This is a genomic window from Pseudomonas sp. ADPe (assembly GCF_014843515.1).
GTDB lineage: Bacteria > Pseudomonadota > Gammaproteobacteria > Pseudomonadales > Pseudomonadaceae > Pseudomonas > Pseudomonas citronellolis.
Window position 1 is genome coordinate 6,656,069 of record NZ_CP062122.1, and the last position, 17,027, is coordinate 6,673,095.

The 17,027-nt window shown below is 57.8% G+C and carries 26 protein-coding genes; 21 read left to right on the top strand and 5 right to left on the bottom strand.

Annotation, left to right across the window (positions count from 1 at the left end):
* Positions 1 to 126: 126 nt before the first annotated feature.
* From IG194_RS29980 to IG194_RS30025, 10 genes are all read left to right on the top strand, one after another.
* Positions 127 to 1,359: a phage/plasmid replication protein, II/X family gene (locus IG194_RS29980; protein ID WP_058487231.1), complete on the top strand. Its 1,233-nt coding sequence runs from the start codon at positions 127 to 129 to the stop codon at positions 1,357 to 1,359.
* 216 nt (positions 1,360 to 1,575) lie between these two features.
* On the top strand, positions 1,576 to 1,818 hold the full coding sequence (locus IG194_RS29985; RefSeq protein WP_058487233.1) for a hypothetical protein: 243 nt from the start codon (positions 1,576 to 1,578) through the stop codon (positions 1,816 to 1,818).
* The gene (locus IG194_RS29990; protein WP_058487234.1) at positions 1,809 to 2,144 is read left to right on the top strand and encodes a DNA-binding protein; all 336 of its coding nucleotides are present in this window, start codon (positions 1,809 to 1,811) and stop codon (positions 2,142 to 2,144) included. The genes IG194_RS29985 and IG194_RS29990 overlap by 10 nt, the downstream gene beginning before the upstream one ends.
* Positions 2,145 to 2,153: 9 nt before the next feature.
* Complete coding sequence (locus IG194_RS29995; RefSeq protein ID WP_192353613.1) at positions 2,154 to 2,366, top strand: hypothetical protein; 213 nt, start codon at positions 2,154 to 2,156, stop codon at positions 2,364 to 2,366.
* 17 nt (positions 2,367 to 2,383) lie between these two features.
* Positions 2,384 to 2,611, top strand: coding sequence for a major capsid protein (locus IG194_RS30000; protein ID WP_064987534.1), 228 nt, complete (start codon positions 2,384 to 2,386; stop codon positions 2,609 to 2,611).
* Positions 2,612 to 3,249: 638 nt separating this feature from the next.
* Positions 3,250 to 3,804, top strand: coding sequence for a hypothetical protein (locus IG194_RS30005; protein ID WP_192353618.1), 555 nt, complete (start codon positions 3,250 to 3,252; stop codon positions 3,802 to 3,804).
* Positions 3,805 to 3,821: 17 nt separating this feature from the next.
* Entirely contained in the window at positions 3,822 to 4,046 is a 225-nt protein-coding gene (locus tag IG194_RS30010) for a virulence factor TspB C-terminal domain-related protein (protein WP_192353619.1), read from the top strand.
* A 2-nt stretch (positions 4,047 to 4,048) separates the two neighbouring features.
* Positions 4,049 to 4,354, top strand: coding sequence for a DUF2523 domain-containing protein (locus IG194_RS30015; RefSeq protein ID WP_064987540.1), 306 nt, complete (start codon positions 4,049 to 4,051; stop codon positions 4,352 to 4,354).
* Positions 4,355 to 4,357: 3 nt separating this feature from the next.
* Complete coding sequence (locus tag IG194_RS30020; protein ID WP_192353620.1) at positions 4,358 to 4,855, top strand: zonular occludens toxin domain-containing protein; 498 nt, start codon at positions 4,358 to 4,360, stop codon at positions 4,853 to 4,855.
* Positions 4,791 to 5,606: a hypothetical protein gene (locus IG194_RS30025; protein ID WP_192353607.1), complete on the top strand. Its 816-nt coding sequence runs from the start codon at positions 4,791 to 4,793 to the stop codon at positions 5,604 to 5,606. Before IG194_RS30020 ends, IG194_RS30025 begins: the two co-directional genes overlap by 65 nt.
* A gap of 535 nt (positions 5,607 to 6,141) precedes the next feature.
* Here the strand turns inward: IG194_RS30025 and IG194_RS30030 are convergent.
* The gene (locus IG194_RS30030) at positions 6,142 to 6,651 is read right to left on the bottom strand and encodes a hypothetical protein (RefSeq protein ID WP_192353612.1); all 510 of its coding nucleotides are present in this window, start codon (positions 6,649 to 6,651) and stop codon (positions 6,142 to 6,144) included.
* A gap of 794 nt (positions 6,652 to 7,445) precedes the next feature.
* Positions 7,446 to 7,634 carry a hypothetical protein gene (locus IG194_RS30035; RefSeq protein ID WP_058491147.1) on the bottom strand — a complete coding sequence of 63 codons (189 nt, stop codon included), beginning with the start codon at positions 7,632 to 7,634 and terminating at the stop codon, positions 7,446 to 7,448.
* Positions 7,635 to 7,811: 177 nt separating this feature from the next.
* Between IG194_RS30035 and IG194_RS30040 the strand changes: the two genes are divergently transcribed.
* From IG194_RS30040 to IG194_RS30080, 9 genes are all read left to right on the top strand, one after another.
* Positions 7,812 to 8,957, top strand: a complete 1,146-nt coding sequence (locus tag IG194_RS30040) for a phage/plasmid replication protein (RefSeq protein WP_064987555.1) — start codon at positions 7,812 to 7,814, stop codon at positions 8,955 to 8,957.
* A 1-nt stretch (position 8,958) separates the two neighbouring features.
* The gene (locus IG194_RS30045) at positions 8,959 to 9,132 is read left to right on the top strand and encodes a hypothetical protein (RefSeq protein WP_160329425.1); all 174 of its coding nucleotides are present in this window, start codon (positions 8,959 to 8,961) and stop codon (positions 9,130 to 9,132) included.
* Positions 9,133 to 9,291: 159 nt separating this feature from the next.
* Positions 9,292 to 9,552 (top strand): hypothetical protein, encoded by a 261-nt coding sequence (locus IG194_RS30050; RefSeq protein WP_058491146.1) that lies wholly within the window; start codon positions 9,292 to 9,294, stop codon positions 9,550 to 9,552.
* A gap of 35 nt (positions 9,553 to 9,587) precedes the next feature.
* Positions 9,588 to 9,872, top strand: a complete 285-nt coding sequence (locus IG194_RS30055; protein WP_043314724.1) for a single-stranded DNA-binding protein — start codon at positions 9,588 to 9,590, stop codon at positions 9,870 to 9,872.
* 326 nt (positions 9,873 to 10,198) lie between these two features.
* Positions 10,199 to 10,420, top strand: a complete 222-nt coding sequence (locus IG194_RS30060) for a hypothetical protein (protein WP_051879229.1) — start codon at positions 10,199 to 10,201, stop codon at positions 10,418 to 10,420.
* A gap of 135 nt (positions 10,421 to 10,555) precedes the next feature.
* A complete protein-coding gene (locus tag IG194_RS30065; RefSeq protein ID WP_192353621.1) occupies positions 10,556 to 11,710 on the top strand; it encodes a hypothetical protein in 1,155 nt (384 codons plus the stop codon).
* Positions 11,711 to 11,763: 53 nt separating this feature from the next.
* The gene (locus IG194_RS30070; RefSeq protein WP_192353622.1) at positions 11,764 to 12,024 is read left to right on the top strand and encodes a hypothetical protein; all 261 of its coding nucleotides are present in this window, start codon (positions 11,764 to 11,766) and stop codon (positions 12,022 to 12,024) included.
* A gap of 10 nt (positions 12,025 to 12,034) precedes the next feature.
* Positions 12,035 to 12,322, top strand: coding sequence for a hypothetical protein (locus tag IG194_RS30075; protein WP_058491135.1), 288 nt, complete (start codon positions 12,035 to 12,037; stop codon positions 12,320 to 12,322).
* A 4-nt stretch (positions 12,323 to 12,326) separates the two neighbouring features.
* Positions 12,327 to 13,640: a zonular occludens toxin domain-containing protein gene (locus IG194_RS30080; protein ID WP_082996239.1), complete on the top strand. Its 1,314-nt coding sequence runs from the start codon at positions 12,327 to 12,329 to the stop codon at positions 13,638 to 13,640.
* Positions 13,641 to 14,055: 415 nt separating this feature from the next.
* Here the strand turns inward: IG194_RS30080 and IG194_RS30085 are convergent, their stop codons facing one another.
* The 3 genes from IG194_RS30085 to IG194_RS30095 form a co-directional block, all read right to left on the bottom strand.
* Entirely contained in the window at positions 14,056 to 14,232 is a 177-nt protein-coding gene (locus tag IG194_RS30085; RefSeq protein ID WP_161796245.1) for a hypothetical protein, read from the bottom strand.
* An 18-nt stretch (positions 14,233 to 14,250) separates the two neighbouring features.
* Entirely contained in the window at positions 14,251 to 14,760 is a 510-nt protein-coding gene (locus tag IG194_RS30090) for a hypothetical protein (protein ID WP_192353623.1), read from the bottom strand.
* 756 nt (positions 14,761 to 15,516) lie between these two features.
* Positions 15,517 to 15,705, bottom strand: a complete 189-nt coding sequence (locus IG194_RS30095; protein ID WP_058491147.1) for a hypothetical protein — start codon at positions 15,703 to 15,705, stop codon at positions 15,517 to 15,519.
* Positions 15,706 to 15,882: 177 nt separating this feature from the next.
* Between IG194_RS30095 and IG194_RS32950 the strand changes: the two genes are divergently transcribed.
* Complete coding sequence (locus IG194_RS32950) at positions 15,883 to 16,587, top strand: hypothetical protein (protein ID WP_225617146.1); 705 nt, start codon at positions 15,883 to 15,885, stop codon at positions 16,585 to 16,587.
* A complete protein-coding gene (locus IG194_RS32955) occupies positions 16,572 to 17,027 on the top strand; it encodes a phage/plasmid replication protein (protein WP_225617147.1) in 456 nt (151 codons plus the stop codon). Before IG194_RS32950 ends, IG194_RS32955 begins: the two co-directional genes overlap by 16 nt.

Below are 17,027 nucleotides of genomic sequence, written 5' to 3' on the forward strand. Positions count from 1 at the left end.
CCTAGGTACTGTGGTTCCATACAGTTCCGGTATACCGGAACAAAAGTTGTTGATCGCCGGTAGTTTCAAGTCTTATGATCCCGTCCAGATTGTATCGGCATGCCGATATTGACAGGGATTTTGCCAATGCTCGACAAGCTGCACCTCTTCATCCCGTTCGCCATCGAGCATATCCAGTTGCTCGGTGTCGATGGTGCTGCTGATCCGGTGCACATGGTCGATCTGGAGGCCCTAGGTGTTCCGCTTCAGGGCCAGATTAGCAGGGGAGAGGACGGCCAATTACAGGCCGACTACCTGCGACACACCTGGGAGTCGTTGAGCACCGGATTCACGCCGCTTGCGTTCAAGGTGTTCCACCAGTCGCTTGGGAAGCGGCTCATGCCAGGGATCGAGGTGAAAGCCAGCCCGGCGAAGCTGCTCCAGGGCCACAACGTGTACGGCCCTACATCGATCAACCTTGGTGCCCAGGTGATGCTGAAGTGGATCGCTGGCACGTATCCCGACCTGTTTTCGAAGCTCGATGTGTCGGCCGCTCAGGTCTACACGATCGACTGCACTTACTCCTCGCGGTTGCCTGATGAGCGCACGGCGCTTCAGGTGATCAAGGCGCTGATGAACGTCACCAACGGACACACCAAGAGCCGGGGCGACAACTACGAAACCACGGCCTACTGGGGCGCCAAAGACTCGCGGCTTAAGCGGTTGAAGGCGTACCTGAAGTACCCGGAATTCCTCCGCCAGTTGGAGGACGCGAAGCGGGCAGGGCGGAGTGATCTTTCGGCGGCTCGGACCGTGAAGGTGCTGAGCAATCCGGACCTCCAGGAGTGGGCAAAAAACCTGCTTAGGATGGAAGCCACGGTGATGCATCGGTGGCTTGAGCGGCGCGGCATCCCTTCGCGCCTGGTTGATCTGATCGCCTACCAGCAGGGGCTGGAGGCAGATGGCCGTTGCCTGATTCAGGAGTGCTGGCAAGCGGTGACTGCGGACCTGTTCGCAGCTTTCGAGGGTGCAGAGATGAGAGTGATTGACGACGAGAAAGTGCTTGATGCGCTGGTGGCTGCGCATCCGAAATACGACCGAAAGGGCAAGCCGAACGACTCCTACGCGCGGAACCTGTTTCGCACCTACCGCAGCCTGAAGGACTACGGCTGGGAGGAAACCCAGGCGTCCATGGCTCGACGTACGTTCTACGACCATGTGCGTGATATCCAAGCTGCCGGCCTGAGCAAGGCTCAGCTGCAGAAGCTCCAGGAACACGACCGGGCGACCAATGTGGTTCCGCTGCTCCGGTTCGTCCAGGTCGACTTTGGCGCCCAGCGCCCGGCCGGGTACGTCGAACCCAGCGTGGAGGCCGCGTGATGCTTAGCGCCCATCTGCACAGGCTCCACAGGAGCCTCACCAAGCTACGTTACTGCCCTGTTTCCGAGCGTGCTTTTCAGTTGGGCTTTGTGTCCGGTTTGCTCTCGGCTACCTGGGAGCCGACCTGATCGAGTTCGACGTTTACGAGCGCCTTACTGCTCTCAAGCTGAACGCCTGGGAGCACTGCCTTCGTGACTCCCAAGGGGATGGTGCCTGATGAAAGCGCCCCTCCGTTTTGCATTCGGCTGGGTGGTGTACCTGGCCATTACGGCCGCTCTGACGCCGATTCTCAAGGCCCTGGTGGATGCCTTCCAACTCATGCCGATCTGGCTTGTGGTGGTGATCCTGGTTGCCTCCCTGGCCGCCTTCTTGGCCACGTTCTTCTTGCTCCTGCGCCGGTTCTGGTCCTGGTGCGATCAACCCCGAAAAGCTACCCGTGAGGTTCCCCCATGTTCGTGAAAATCGGCCTGTGCAAAGGCACGTCTGTCAAAAAATCCCGCAACGGCTTCGAGGAACACTACGTCCTGGTCAGCGGCGAGAGTCAGGACCAGTTCGGCCAGATGGTCGAGGTGACTACTGGCATTCGCCTGTCCAAGCAGCAGCTCGACGCCGGCCTTCGCGACTTCTACGACACCCTCAAGGGCAAGCAGGTGTGTGTGCCCTGCTACAACCGGCCGTGGAAGTCCGCTGGCGGCACTGTCGGCATGGACACGTGGCTGTCGAACGAGAACGGCGGCAAGCCGGTTCCCCTGGTCACCCAGCAGCAGCTGAAGGCTACGGGCTGAGTGTGACCGATGAAGTACCTGGTCTGTGATGGTGATTGGCTGGTGGACGAGAGCGGGCTTGCCCGGTGCTCTGGCCAGCTGACTGCCATGACAGTGCAGGACGCGGGGAGCCTGGGCTCCCTGTCGCCTGAGGAGCGCAAGGAGCTGCAGGATTACACCATTGGTGTGTTCTTCGCGGTGTTCTGCGTCCTCGCCCTGAAGAAGCATCTGAGTACCAACTGACCTGGAGGGTCGCCAACATGAAATACATGAACGCTGTGAAGAAGTACGGCCGCAAGGCTCTGGTCTCCGGCGGCGCCATCGCCGCTGGTGTGGGCGGTCTGGCCATGCAGGCTTACGCCGAGCTGCCGGCCTCGATGGCCACCGACGCTGCGTCGGCCAAGGCGGACAGCAACGAGCTGGGCTACCTGGTCCTGGGCGTGCTGTTCGCCATCGCGGCTTTGCGCTGGCTGCGCCGCGCGATGTAACAGGGGAGGAGGGGGCTTAGGCCCCCTCTTACTTCATGACCTACGAAATGTACTGGCTCGCGGTAAACGTGTTAGCGGCGTTGCTGATCTTGTTCGGTCGGTTATAGCGTCAGGTTGAATTAAAGGCCCTGACGGGGCTTTTTATTTTGAGAGGCTAGTTATGCGGGCTATATTGATTTTGCTTTTATTTTTAATGCCCCATTGTCCGCTTACTCGTCTGAGTACATTTGGACTACTACCAGCTGGTATGGGAATACTTACTCCGGCCCTAGTCCCTTTTCTGCTTGCGCTCAGATTCCTTATGATAATCAGTTTGTCTTTGATCACTTGGATAGGATTTCTGACACACAGTTCCGATGTGTCGCTCTGCGGGTGTCTGATGGCGCAATTCACTCCGGCATGTCTGCGACTAGATCTGGTGATTCATGCCCTTCCGGTACTGTATTTAATGGCCTTACTGGTGTTTGTGATCCTCCAACTGATGGAGAGTGCCTGGCTAAAGTTCATATACGAAAACCATTCAGTATTCATTTGCTGATGGTTCTGCTGTTTTTGGTCTCGATGGAGATATTAAGGATGGTTGCATTTATGAGCCCGGAGAGCCGAAGAACTGTACGGACACACAATGCGAAGTTGAAATGAAGCCGGTTGGTAATAACGTCATGTCGGATAACTCCGGCAACCCTGACCAAGATCTTCAGGATTATCTGGACGAACTGGCAAAGCAGTTCAAGTGCGAGCACGTGGCCAATGGCACTGTCGGCTGTTCTGCGGCCGAGACGACACCGCCGGATATCGATCCTGACGACAAGTGCCCGGATGGCTATTCCTGGTCAGGCACTGCTTGCTTCCCCACGAATGGTGGTGGGAACGAGAACCCCGACAACCCGACGCCTGGTGGTGATGGCGGCTCTTCTGGCGGCGGCAGTACCGGCGGCAGTGGCGGGGATGGCGGCAGTACCGGCGGCGATGGTAGCGGCGACGGCTCCAGCGGTGGCGGCGGAGGTGGTAACGACGGTGACGATGGTGACGACAAGGAACCTGGTGTCGAGGGCACGGCTTGCGACAAGGCGTTTAAGTGCACTGGTGATGCCGTTAATTGTGCGATTGCTGAGCGCCAGAAGAATGCCTATTGCGAGAACAAGGAACCCAGGATGCGCAAAAAGGTTTCGACAAGATTGGCGAGGAAATAGGCCAGGAGAAGTACACGATGCTCGATGGCGGCGATGTAGATATTGGCTCGCTGTTTGGCGAAGGCACTCGGTTCTTGCCTTCGGCATGCCCGGCGGTTTCAACAACAACACTGCATGTAGGACCTCTCCAGTTTAACTGGCAGCCGGTCTGTCAGTACGCCGAGCTGGTTGGAAAGTTCCTTGTCGCCTGGGCATCCCTGTTCTTTGCAACGTATGTTGGTCGCGCCTTTGGAGGTGATTGATTATGTGGTTCTACTATGCGTTTTCGTTTTTGAGCTTCGTGCTTATTCCGCTGGTGAACATGGTGCTTCGCGCCTTGGGCATTGGCGTAATGAGCTATATCGGAATCAATCTGGCAATTAATGCCGCCAAGGATCACTTGATTGCAGCCCTTGGCGGAATGCCCATCCAAGTTCAGCAAATTCTTGGCCTGGCCAATGTTGATGTTGCGGTGAACATTGTTCTTTCCGCAGTGACCACCCGGTTCATCTTGAACGGCGTTAACAAGCTCAGTGGCCGCAAGAAAAAGTATGGCGTCCTGGAGGCTTAACGTATGGGCTCGCCACTGAACTTGGTTACTGGTCTTCCTGGCAATGGCAAGACGCTTAACACGATCAAGGAAGTAGATGCGCAGGCGGTTAAAGAAGGCCGGCTTGTGTACTTCCACAATATTCGCGGCCTTAAGCCCGAGCTGCTTAAGGCGGAATGGTACGAGTTCGAGGACCCGCATAAGTGGTTCGAACTGCCCGAGAACAGTCTGATCGTGGTGGATGAGGCCCAGGGCTTTTTCCCGCCCAGGGACATTCGCAAGCCGGTTCCCGAGTACTGCTCCAAGATGGAAACCGTGCGCCATGAGGGACGCGAGCTGTGGCTAATCACCCAGCACCCCAGCTTCATTGACGTGCACGCTCGCCGGTTGACCAACCGGCACATCCATTTCAAGCGCATCTTCAAGTCGTCGCGGATTTTGCGGCACGAGTGGGAAGGTGTCCGATGTCGACAAGGCCAGCTCGTTCAAGGCGGCCATGACGACGCCTATCAAGCTCGATAAGAAGTTCTTCGACGTCTACCAGTCCACGGCCCAGGGGGCTTCGCATTTCTTCAAATTCAAGGCGCCTCTGGCCCTCTATGCGCTGCTTCTCTGCCTGGGTGTGGTGGCCGTCTTCGGGTATCGGTTCTATCAGCGTTATCAGGAGAAGGTGGGCGCCCACGATGCGCCTACTGAGCAGCAGGCGCTGCCCTCGGGCGCTGCTGTGCTGGGATCGGTGGTGGATGCCGTGGCGCCGGAATCGGTGAAGGGCAAGGGCAAGCAGACGCTGCAGGAGTACCTGGCCGACCGGACGCCACGGATTGCGTCCGTGCCGTCGTCGGCGCCGATCTACGATGAGCTGACCAAGCCCGTCAGCTTCCCGCGCACATACTGTGTCTCGACGACCAATGAAACGCTTCTGGAGCGCAACAGCGTGCGTAGCCGCATGAAGGTCGGTTGGCACCATGGGAAGAAGACTGGGTGCGGGTGTTACACCCAGCAAGGCAGCCAGGTGCAGACGACTTTCGAGTACTGCATGAACGCGGTGGAGAATCGGTTCTTCGATCCAACGCTGCCGGATCATGGCAGCCAGCAGGTGGCCTCGTTGCCACAGCCGCCAACCGCTGGCCTCGTCGCAAGCGGAAGCGACGTAGGAGCACCGCGCGACGTGTCCAGCGGCGCGCCGCTGGCTTCAGCGACCGATGGCGGTTTCGGCGGCACGCGCCTTACGATCGTGCCTGACAGCGAATACCCGTCGAGGCCGTGGAGGTGATGATGGATGTGTGGATGGTGTTGACCGTGCTTCTGGTCGTTGTGGTGGGCACGGTGTTCGCCGGCTTGGCCGGCTTCGGCATGATGCAGGCGTGGGCGAGTCGTGGCGATGACTGACCTTACGTGGTGGCAGGCGGCTTTGGTTGTTGTTCCTGGAGTAATCCTGTTTGTGGTCGGCTTGGCTCGGGAGATCCGTCACTGGTGAACCCTAGGCTTCGCATAATATCGTGACGTTACGTTAAGTCGGCTCCGGACAATGCTGATAAGCTCCGGGGCCGATTTAGCGTAATGTCCATTATGCGATGCCCGCCCAGACATCCCCGAATATCTGTTACGTGACGCAAAACTCTGGTTCCCGGGGCGCGATGCCCTGGACGCGGTTTGCTGCATGCTTGAGGACTACCCGCGGCTTGCGGGTGAGATTCGACAACTGAGGCGCCGGGTTGCCCAGCTCGATGATGAAGGGGCTTTGCTGGATGACCGCCTGGAAGCGCTCCAGGCGGCCTGCCGTGCGATTCTGGATCTTTAGCGTTACGTTACTTATATTCGGTGACTGGCAGGTTTGCCGGTACGATCCTGTAACGCAGTGCTGATCCAGCTTTCAGCAGGTCTTTTACGAACTTTTCGGCGTCCCGCCAGTTGTCGAACGGTTCGTTATCCGGGTTTGTTTCGCCGATCGTTTTCCATTTCCTCGACCGCGTGTCCCAGCTCTGCGCGTGGTATTGGATTAGCTCTGCTGCCGCGTTCAGCGGATTGGCCTTTTCGTTACGTGACGTCAGCTCGGCTTTCAGCCTTTGGACTTCGGCTATGCGGTCGTCCAGCTGGTCGCTGCGGAGCTGGTACATGGCCTTGATCTCTGCCAGCTCCTTTTCCAGCGCGCGTACGCGCTTTGCATCGTCATTTTCGTTACGTTGCGCTTTTTGGCGTTCGCGGTAGAGGCGTTGACGCTCAGCATTGCTCAACGCCTGGCCTGTCGCCGGGCGACCACGGCCGCGCTTGGGTTCCAGGTCCATCGGTTGGGTTTGCTTGTCCAGGTGGTCGATCATGGCGGTTGGCTCCGTTGCCGTTGCTCATGGTCTAATTATAGTAACGTAACGATAAATAGGCTAGCGTAACGTAACGATAAATCAACCGTTCGTCGGTATTTATCGTTACTCTTTTCCGTTACGATAACTCGCGCCTGGCCATCCTCGTCAGGTGCCGCCACCCCGGCTCGTCGTGCAGCTCCATCGCGCGGCGAACGGAGTGCCGGGCGAAGCGAACACTTGACGTTGCACCTTCGAAAACAGCCTCTGCGAGGGAGTGCGGGAGAGCTTTCCCTCCCGCGCTCCTGACGCCTCGCGGGCGAGAGCGGGTTGTAGGGCAGCGCCCTACGGTCTTGCGGGTTTCGATTTGCGTAACGCGTTACGGAAAACGCGCCGGAGGGGTGGGGGTGCTGTAACACCCCCAATTCATAGTGGACTTCTGCTATTGGGCAGGTATTACCAGTCTTTCTCTCGCAACCCCTGCGTGCATTCCTGAACGTCTTTGTCTATGACATTTCCGGGCTTCATGCAGTCTTTGGTGCTGCGGACAATGCTTGTGTTCCCTAGGCCTTTTGGTGCGCTGTTCTGTTGCTGTAGCGCCCTTCGTGCTCCGTCCGCCATCACTCCGCTCCCTGTTCCCGCCATGAATTCCAGGGCTGTTTGTGATGCTTTTCGCTGATATGCCTTTGCGGCCGGCTGCATGGCTTCTGCTGCTTGCGTTGCTATGGGTTTCCCTTCTGCCGCCACTGTTCCTGCGCTGATGAGCAGAGCTATTGCGAGCGTTAGTTGCCGCATTTTCCTTGCCTCTCCTGTGCCTATTCGGGGTCTATGACGACTTCGCCCGACGGGCTTAGCTTTGCGTAACTCATTGACTTTAAAAGTATTTCATGCAGCAGCTTTGAGTCGCTCAATGGCGGCTTGCCATGTTTCATCAGAGCCTGATTTATCTCTATGGACTTCTTTCTCAGAAGCTCCTGTTCTTCCTGGGTGATTCTCAATTGCATCTGCTTTTTCACCTATTCATGCCCCGCGTCGGCGCCGCATCTCTCGAAGGTTAATGTCGTTTTGTCGACAAGCATTGACATTGACTTGTCGACAAATTTACATTTGCCGCCAGGTCGATTTGTAAATATGTCAACAAAAGGCTGGCGATGTCTCCTTCGTCTAACCCGCAATCTCGGATGTTCTACGACTACCTTGCGGTCGAGCAGGTCTTTCCGTTCGAACTGCCGCAGGTGTCGGACACCCGCATTTGCTACTACGACAAGCGTACCGGCGAGCGCCTCAAGGTGACGGAACCGGGTTGGAAGCATGAGGGCAGCTACTCCACGTCGATCTCCATCCGTGCCGACGGCAACAAGCTGGTGGTGAAGGGCAATCCGAGCGCGGTCAACCGGCTGGATAACCTCGATGGGTTCCGCACCCTGGACGAGTGCATGGCGGTCTTCAACGAGATCGTCACGTCGTACACCGATGAGTATGGCTTCCGCCGGCTACCGCGCTTCACCAAGTGCACCGAGTGGGGCCTGCGCCAAGGTGAGGACGGTACGAAGTCCAGCATGGTCGGCAATGGCGCCCGCATCCGCCGTATCGACCTGACCACGAACCGGACAGTAGGGAAGGGCAATGACCTGGCCTACATCCGGGCGCTTTCTACCCAGCTGTGGAAGCGCAAGGTGGGGCACCTCTATGAGGACGGGCGAACCGTCGATTGGAAGGCTCGCGACCACTACGAGAAGGCGTACCAGAAGGCGCACGCCATTCGTAAGTTCCTGTTCCCAAAGTGCAAACGGAATTTCGGCGAGGACTCGCCCGAATTTCGCTACCTGCAGTCGCTGGCCAATTACTGCGATGAGCATGGCGTGGTGCGCATGGAGCAGGAATTGAAAGCGGAGTACCTGCAGCGGGAGCGCCTGGAGTGGTGGGGGCTCTTCGATGAGTCCCGTTTCCGCGACATCCACGCGGAATTTTTGGCGGTAGATCAGAAGCTTGAGGTGATGGGTATGGACTACAGCACGATTGCGCAGACGCTGAAAGAGAAGGGCATTGTTGCCTCCACCCAGGCCGCCAACGCGACCGCCAACATTGCCATGCAGTGGATGCACTGCCCGGGCATTCAGTTCGATTTCAGCAAACGGCAGGTTAATGAGTACGCGGCGCGCCTAAACAAGATCGGCATCAACATCCGCATGCCCTACGACGTCACCCGGCATACCGCTGTGCTGGTCCGTCGTGCCACCGAAATCGTCACTAATGACAACCTGGTGCTGCCGAGCTTCTACCGGCACGCCCAGGCGCCGCGCACTCAACTGCGCTTGGTGGCCTGACATGTCTCTCTTCGATCTTGACGAGATGGACCGCTTGCCCAAGTGGGACGTTGTTTATCAGGGCATTTACTGCCTGACCGTCTCCGCCGCCAGTCTTGAAGAGGCGTTTCAGATGGCGATGCATGCCCTTGGCGTTGACTCCGATGACGACGTTGAAGTCTGGGAGGTTGAGTGATGCGCCTTCGCCCTCGCTACTTCGTCGCGCTCCTTTGGCATTGGTCGCTGCCTTTCGTGCTGGGCTCGATGTTCGGTCTTTCGGTCTGCGCCTGGCAGCTTCGGCAGATGGGGCCGCAGATTGAGGCGTCTTTCCGGGCTACTGCTGAGCAGGTGTGCCATGCGGACCGTTAGCTTCCAGGGTGTTCAGCTTTCGGCCTCTGAGCGCGCCCGTGCGGCCCTCCAGGCTTCGCTGCGTAGCTCCATCGTGGCTAATCCTGCATTGCTCGAAATGCCCTCCGTTCAGCCCGCGCCGTATGAGTCCCGCGAGGACCGCGAGCGTCGGCGTTATTGGGAAATTGTTGCTGAGTTCAAGCGCTTCGCCCGCACCGAAATTTGGTCTGACGGCACACCCTGGGTGGGTGATGCCTTCGGCTTCTAACGCCCATTCGGGCACACGTTGAGAGAGGAAAGACGATGGATATTCAGGTTGAGATAGAGAGCGCCGAGGTGGTGGTCAAGTCGGGCAATTCGGCGAAGACCGGCAAGCCCTACCAGATCCGCGAGCAGAAAGCGTACGTCACCCTGCCGGGGCAGAAGTACCCGCAGCACATCAAGGTCACGCTCGATGACAACGCGGCTCCGTATGCGCCCGGCCTCTATACCGTCGGCCCGGATAGCTTCTACGTGGGGCGCTTCGAAGACCTGCAGATGCGCCTGCGTCTGGTGCCGCTGGTGAAGCCTGTTCGCCAGGCCAGCTGATTGGGGAGGGCGCCTAGATGCTGATCGCTGAGTTTCTCGCCTTGTACGTCGCTGCGGGCGTGGTTGTTCACGGCCTCGGCCGCTGGGCTCGTTCGTGACTACGTATACGGTCGCCTGCGATGGCGAAATTCAGGTGCTCAGTACCGGCGCGCCCAGTTGCTCCACCCCTTGGGTGCTTGTTGAGTCGCACCAAGATTTCGACCCCACCACGCTCGACCCTGCGGCACTCGCGCAGGCGTTCGGGGTCGGCTTCGTCTTCGTCGGTGTACCGCTAGCCGTCGTGTTCGGAGCCCGAGCAATCCTCAAGATGATTCGGAGTTAAGTCTATGAAACTGAACAAAAATGGTGTCGTCGCCCTGGGCTCGCTCATGGCTGCTGCTGGTTCCGGCCTGGCTGCTGCTGCCGGCCCGGATTTCTCGGCCATCACGTCCGGCGTGGACTGGTCCACTGTTGTGACCGGCATCCTGGCTGTGGCTGCCCTGGCTGCTGCGGTCTACGTCGCTGTCCGTGGCGCCAAGATGCTGCTCGGCATGATCAAAAGCGCCTGACCGGGCCGCTTGTACAGGGGGCGGCTTCGGCCGCCCTTTTCTTTGGGGAGTGCGAAAGCATGGCTGATCTTTATTACTTCGTATCGTTCTTTTTCGGCGGCATGTCGGCCCTATGTTTCTTCTGGAGTCTTTGATATGCGTGCCTTATTCCTGCTTTTTCTGTTGTTCGTCTCTCAATCCTGGGCTGCTGATTATTCGTGGTTTACGCCCTCGGCCTGGAATGGGGTTGTTTATTCTGGCCCATCTCCAGCTAGTGTTTGCTCGCAGATTCCTTATGGTAATGATTTTGTCTTTGATCATCTTGTTAAATATAGTGATACGCTTTATCACTGTTATGCCATTCGCCAGTCCGATGGTTCGGTTCATACTGGTGTTGCCGTTCAGCGTACGGGTGATGGCTGTACTGCGCCGGCTGTTTATAACTCGACTACAGGGGCTTGCGAGACACCTGCCGGCGAGGATTATACGTTTTGCAATAACAAGAATGCTGATTCTGACAATCCTGAGATTTGGCTTTCAGGTGTTTGCACTGATCTTTGGACGACTTACGACAAAGCGGTTTATTGCAAATATTTTTCAAAGGTTAATGGCGGCTCAACTGGGCAGTCTCAGATTTCGGTTGACTTTGATACAGCTGATCCGGGGCCGGTTAACGGAACCTCTGTTGCTGCGAATGAATCTGGCTGTGAGGTTTTGGTTGCCACCTCTCAATGTGCTGTAAATTCGGACGGAAAGGGTTCGCATTGCCTGGTCACGGGGACTTATACCGGAAACTTGGGTGGCGGCACTGGCAATCCCAAGGATGAGGATTGCCATACTAATGGCGGTTGCGCTGCGCCGGATTTAACCCCTAAGACTGATACTAATAATCAGCCGTGCAACTATTCGTCGGGCGCTGACGGTTCCCAATCCTGCACGTCGAAACAAGAGACTAAAACGTCGGGCTCGCAGAACTGCGGTACAGCCAATGGCGTGTTTAGTTGTGATTGGAAGTCGCCTACGTCAAAGGGCATCGATATCGCCACGAATATCAGCACGACGACGAATGCTGATGGCTCTACCACGTCCGTGAAGACGGATGTTTCGACTAAGACCGTGTGCACCGACATGAACGTGTGCAGCAGCTCGACGACGACCACCAAGACCACGACGACGAAGGATGGCACGGGCGTGGTGACCTCTACGCAATCGACCTGTAGCGGTGCTGCCTGCGGCACTGGCTCGGCCTCCAACGGTTCCGGACGGGCTCTGGTGGCACAGGGGAGGGCGATGGTGGCGGCGACTGTGTGACGGCCGAGGAGTGCAGTGACGGCTCTAGTCCGGACACGCCGAAACTCGATGACGTGGACGATTACCAGACCACGACTCAGAAGTTCTACGACACGGTTAAGTCAAGTCCGATTGCAACGGCGGTCGGCAATATATCGGCGCCTGATACTGGAACGGCACCGACATTAACTACGCCCGCACTGCAGGCTTTGGGTGGCACTTCATTGGACTACGGCATTATTCGTGACCTGAAGTCCACGATTGACGATGTTCTGCAACCGACTATGAGGGCCTTCTGGTGTTTCGTGGCGGTTATGATTTTCCTCCTGGCGTGAGGTGACTGACATGTTGGATTGGCTGAAAAGTTGGCTTAACGACATTCTGAAGTGGTTTGTTGACTGGGCAGAATGGATACCGAAAAAGATTTACTCGGTCGCCATGGAAGGTATCGGCAAGTTCCTGAATGCTATTCCGGTGCCCGACTTCATGTCGCAGGCCGGCGGTGCGTTCGCGGGCATTCCTTCCTCTGTAATGTGGTTTGCCTCGACGTTTGAGCTTAGTTTCGGCATTAAGGTGTGCCTGGCCGCATTGTTGGCTCGGTTTATTCTGCGTCGTATTCCGTTCATAGGGTGACGCCATGCCTATTGATGCGTATGTGGGCAAGCCTGGACACGGAAAAAGTTATGGTGTTGTCCAGCATGTGATTATTCCGTCGCTCAAACAGGGGCGGCATGTGGTGACGAATATCCCGCTGCAGGTGGATATGCTGCTGGAAGACTTCCCGCAGGGCTCTATCGATCAATTGCCGGCTGACTGGGATAAGCGTGACGACCTGGCCGACTTGGCGCCGCCGGGTTCCGTTCTTGTGCTCGATGAACTTTGGCGGCGTTGGCCGTCCGGGTTAAAGGCAACTGCTGTGCGCGAGCAAGATAAGGCACTGCTGGCTGAACATCGGCACCGTGTCGATAAGAACAATAAGTCGATGCGTATTGTGTTGGTCACCCAGGACCTGAGTCAGATTGCGTCGTTTGCCAGGGCGCTGATTGAGCAAACTTACCGGGTGGTAAAGAAGACTAAGAAGGCGTACCGCGTTGATATCTACAGTGGTGCGGCGACGGGTGATCGCCCACCTAAGAGTCAGATGCAGCGGCAGTCGTTCGGCACGTATAAGCCCGAGGTTTACCGCTACTACAAGTCCGCCACGCAAAGCGAAACGGGCGACGTGGGCGACGAATCCAAGGCCGATAACCGGGGCAACATCTGGCGTTCGCCGGCCCTGTGGGGCCTGGTGGTGGCCATCCCGGTGCTGGTCCTGCCCGGCGCCTGGGGCGTGCATCGGTTCTTCGATCCGGAGGCGCGTGGTCTGCACGTGCAGAGTGAGCTGGTGAACCCGCCGCCAGTTGCTGCAGCGCCGGCACAGCAGGTGAGGGCGTCTGCCGACCGTGTTGTGCAGGCTGTGACGGGCGTTTCGGTCAGCGGCGCGGTGCCTATGAGCGCGACCTGGCGCGTCGCCGGCTGGCTCGGCTGTTCGGTGCCGGTCGAGGGCGATCCGTCCAGGGTGAAGCCCTGCGGGGCTTCTGTGACCGGTGCTGGCTCGGTTAGCCGCACGTCGAGCGTGGTGCTGACGGATGGCTCGTCCAGGCGCATCGTGCCGATGGCTGAATGCCGCTGGATTGAGCGTGACCTGTACGTGCTTTGCGACGTGGACGGCGATCGAGTGACGCCCTGGACCGGTCGCGGCGCGGTGACGAAGGTCGTGGATCCGGAGGCCTCTGTGCAGGCCCGGCAATCGGCTGTGAGCAGCGAGCGGAGCGACCTGCGATCAGCCGATGCCAGGCCGGTTCCTGCATCCGTTCAGCGGCCCTCGACGCCGCACGCTACAGCGACAGTCGTAACCGTTGTGCCGGACAGCGAGTATGCTTCGCGTCCCTGGAGAGGCCAGGATGATTGAGCCTGCAGACGTGTTCGTTACGGCGTGCCTGGCGGCGCCGTTGCTGGTCCTGAACATCTTGGCTGTTTCCGAGGCACTGGGCTTCATCGCTCGGTGCTTAGGCTTCGCATAATATCGTGACGTTACGTTAAGTCGGCTCCGGACAATGCTGATAAGCTCCGGGGCCGATTTAGCGTAATGTCCATTATGCGATGCCCGCCCTAGACATCCCCGAATATCTGTTACGTGACGCAAAACTCTGGTTCCCGGGGCGCGATGCCCTGGACGCGGTTTGCTGCATGCTCGAGGACTACCCGCGGCTTGCGGGTGAGATTCGACAACTGAGGCGCCGGGTTGCCCAGCTCGATGATGAAGGGGCTTTGCTGGATGACCGCCTGGAAGCGCTCCAGGCGGCCTGCCGTGCGATCTTGGACCTTTAGGGCTGCTTGGCCTTGGCTTCGCGTTCCTTGCGCTCCTGGGTGGCTTCCCAGGTCTCGCCAGTGCGCAGCCAGTGGCGTATGAAGCCATATCCGACGATGGCCATGACTGAGCCGGCCAGGATGATGACGGCGAGGATTAGGGCGACTAGGCCTATCGTGATCTGAGTTTCCATGGCTTATTTTCCGTTACGTTACTTATATTCGGTGACTGGCAGGTTTGCCGGTACGATCCTGTAACGCAGTGCTGATCCAGCTTTCAGCAGGTCTTTTACGAACTTTTCGGCGTCCCGCCAGTTGTCGAACGGTTCGTTATCCGGGTTTGTTTCGCCGATCGTTTTCCATTTCCTCGACCGCGTGTCCCAGCTCTGCGCGTGGTATTGGATTAGCTCTGCTGCCGCGTTCAGCGGATTGGCCTTTTCGTTACGTGACGTCAGCTCGGCTTTCAGCCTTTGGACTTCGGCTATGCGGTCGTCCAGCTGGTCGCTGCGGAGCTGGTACATGGCCTTGATCTCTGCCAGCTCCTTTTCCAGCGCGCGTACGCGCTTTGCATCGTCATTTTCGTTACGTTGCGCTTTTTGGCGTTCGCGGTAGAGGCGTTGACGCTCGGCATTGCTCAACGCCTGGCCTGTCGCCGGGCGACCACGGCTGCGCTTGGGTTCCAGGTCCATCGGTTGGGTTTGCTTGTCCAGGTGGTCGATCATGGCGGTTGGCTCCGTTGCCGTTGCTCATGGTCTAATTATAGTAACGTAACGATAAATAGGCTAGCGTAACGTAACGATAAATCAACCGTTCGTCGGTATTTATCGTTACTCTTTTCCGTTACGATAACTCGCGCCTGGCCATCCTCGTCAGGTGCCGCCACCCCGGCTCGTCGTGCAGCTCCATCGCGCGGCGAACGGAGTGCCGGGCGAAGCGAACACTTGACGTTGCACCTTCGAAAACAGCCTCTGCGAGTGCGGGAGAGCGGACGCCTGTTGGGGCAGCGCCCTACGGTCTTGCGGGTTTCGATTTGCGTAACGCGTTACGGAAAACGCGCCGGAGGGGTGGGGGTGCTGTAACACCCCCAATTCATAGTGGACTTCTGCTATTGGGCAGGTATTACCAGTCTTTCTCTCGCAACCCCTGCGTGCATTCCTGAACGTCTTTGTCTATGACATTTCCGGGCTTCATGCAGTCTTTGGTGCTGCGGACAATGCTTGTGTTCCCTAGGCCTTTTGGTGCGCTGTTCTGTTGCTGTAGCGCCCTTCGTGCTCCGTCCGCCATCACTCCGCTCCCTGTTCCCGCCATGAATTCCAGGGCTGTTTGTGATGCTTTTCGCTGATATGCCTTTGCGGCCGGCTGCATGGCTTCTGCTGCTTGCGTTGCTATGGGTTTCCCTTCTGCCGCCACTGTTCCTGCGCTGATGAGCAGAGCTATTGCGAGCGTTAGTTGCCGCATTTTCCTTGCCTCTCCTGTGCCTATTCGGGGTCTATGACGACTTCGCCCGACGGGCTTAGCTTTGCGTAACTCATTGACTTTAAAAGTATTTCATGCAGCAGCTTTGAGTCGCTCAATGGCGGCTTGCCATGTTTCATCAGAGCCTGATTTATCTCTATGGACTTCTTTCTCAGAAGCTCCTGTTCTTCCTGGGTGATTCTCAATTGCATCTGCTTTTTCACCTATTCATGCCCCGCGTCGGCGCCGCATCTCTCGAAGGTTAATGTCGTTTTGTCGACAAGCATTGACATTGACTTGTCGACAAATTTACATTTGCCGCCAGGTCGATTTGTAAATATGTCAACAAAAGGCTGGCGATGTCTCCTTCGTCTAACCCGCAATCTCGGATGTTCTACGACTACCTTGCGGTCGAGCAGGTCTTTCCGTTCGAACTGCCGCAGGTGTCGGACACCCGCATTTGCTACTACGACAAGCGTACCGGCGAGCGCCTCAAGGTGACGGAACCGGGTTGGAAGCATGAGGGCAGCTACTCCACGTCGATCTCCATCCGTGCCGACGGCAACAAGCTGGTGGTGAAGGGCAATCCGAGCGCGGTCAACCGGCTGGATAACCTCGATGGGTTCCGCACCCTGGACGAGTGCATGGCGGTCTTCAACGAGATCGTCACGTCGTACACCGATGAGTATGGCTTCCGCCGGCTACCGCGCTTCACCAAGTGCACCGAGTGGGGCCTGCGCCAAGGTGAGGACGGTACGAAGTCCAGCATGGTCGGCAATGGCGCCCGCATCCGCCGTATCGACCTGACCACGAACCGGACAGTAGGGAAGGGCAATGACCTGGCCTACATCCGGGCGCTTTCTACCCAGCTGTGGAAGCGCAAGGTGGGGCACCTCTATGAGGACGGGCGAACCGTCGATTGGAAGGCTCGCGACCACTACGAGAAGGCGTACCAGAAGGCGCACGCCATTCGTAAGTTCCTGTTCCCAAAGTGCAACGGAATTTCGGCGAGGACTCGCCCGAATTTCGCTACCTGCAGTCGCTGGCCAATTACTGCGATGAGCATGGCGTGGTGCGCATGGAGCAGGAATTGAAAGCGGAGTACCTGCAGCGGGAGCGCCTGGAGTGGTGGGGGCTCTTCGATGAGTCCCGTTTCCGCGACATCCACGCGGAATTTTTGGCGGTAGATCAGAAGCTTGAGGTGATGGGTATGGACTACAGCACGATTGCGCAGACGCTGAAAGAGAAGGGCATTGTTGCCTCCACCCAGGCCGCCAACGCGACCGCCAACATTGCCATGCAGTGGATGCACTGCCCGGGCATTCAGTTCGATTTCAGCAAACGGCAGGTTAATGAGTACGCGGCGCGCCTAAACAAGATCGGCATCAACATCCGCATGCCCTACGACGTCACCCGGCATACCGCTGTGCTGGTCCGTCGTGCCACCGAAATCGTCACTAATGACAACCTGGTGCTGCCGAGCTTCTACCGGCACGCCCAGGCGCCGCGCACTCAACTGCGCTTGGTGGCCTGA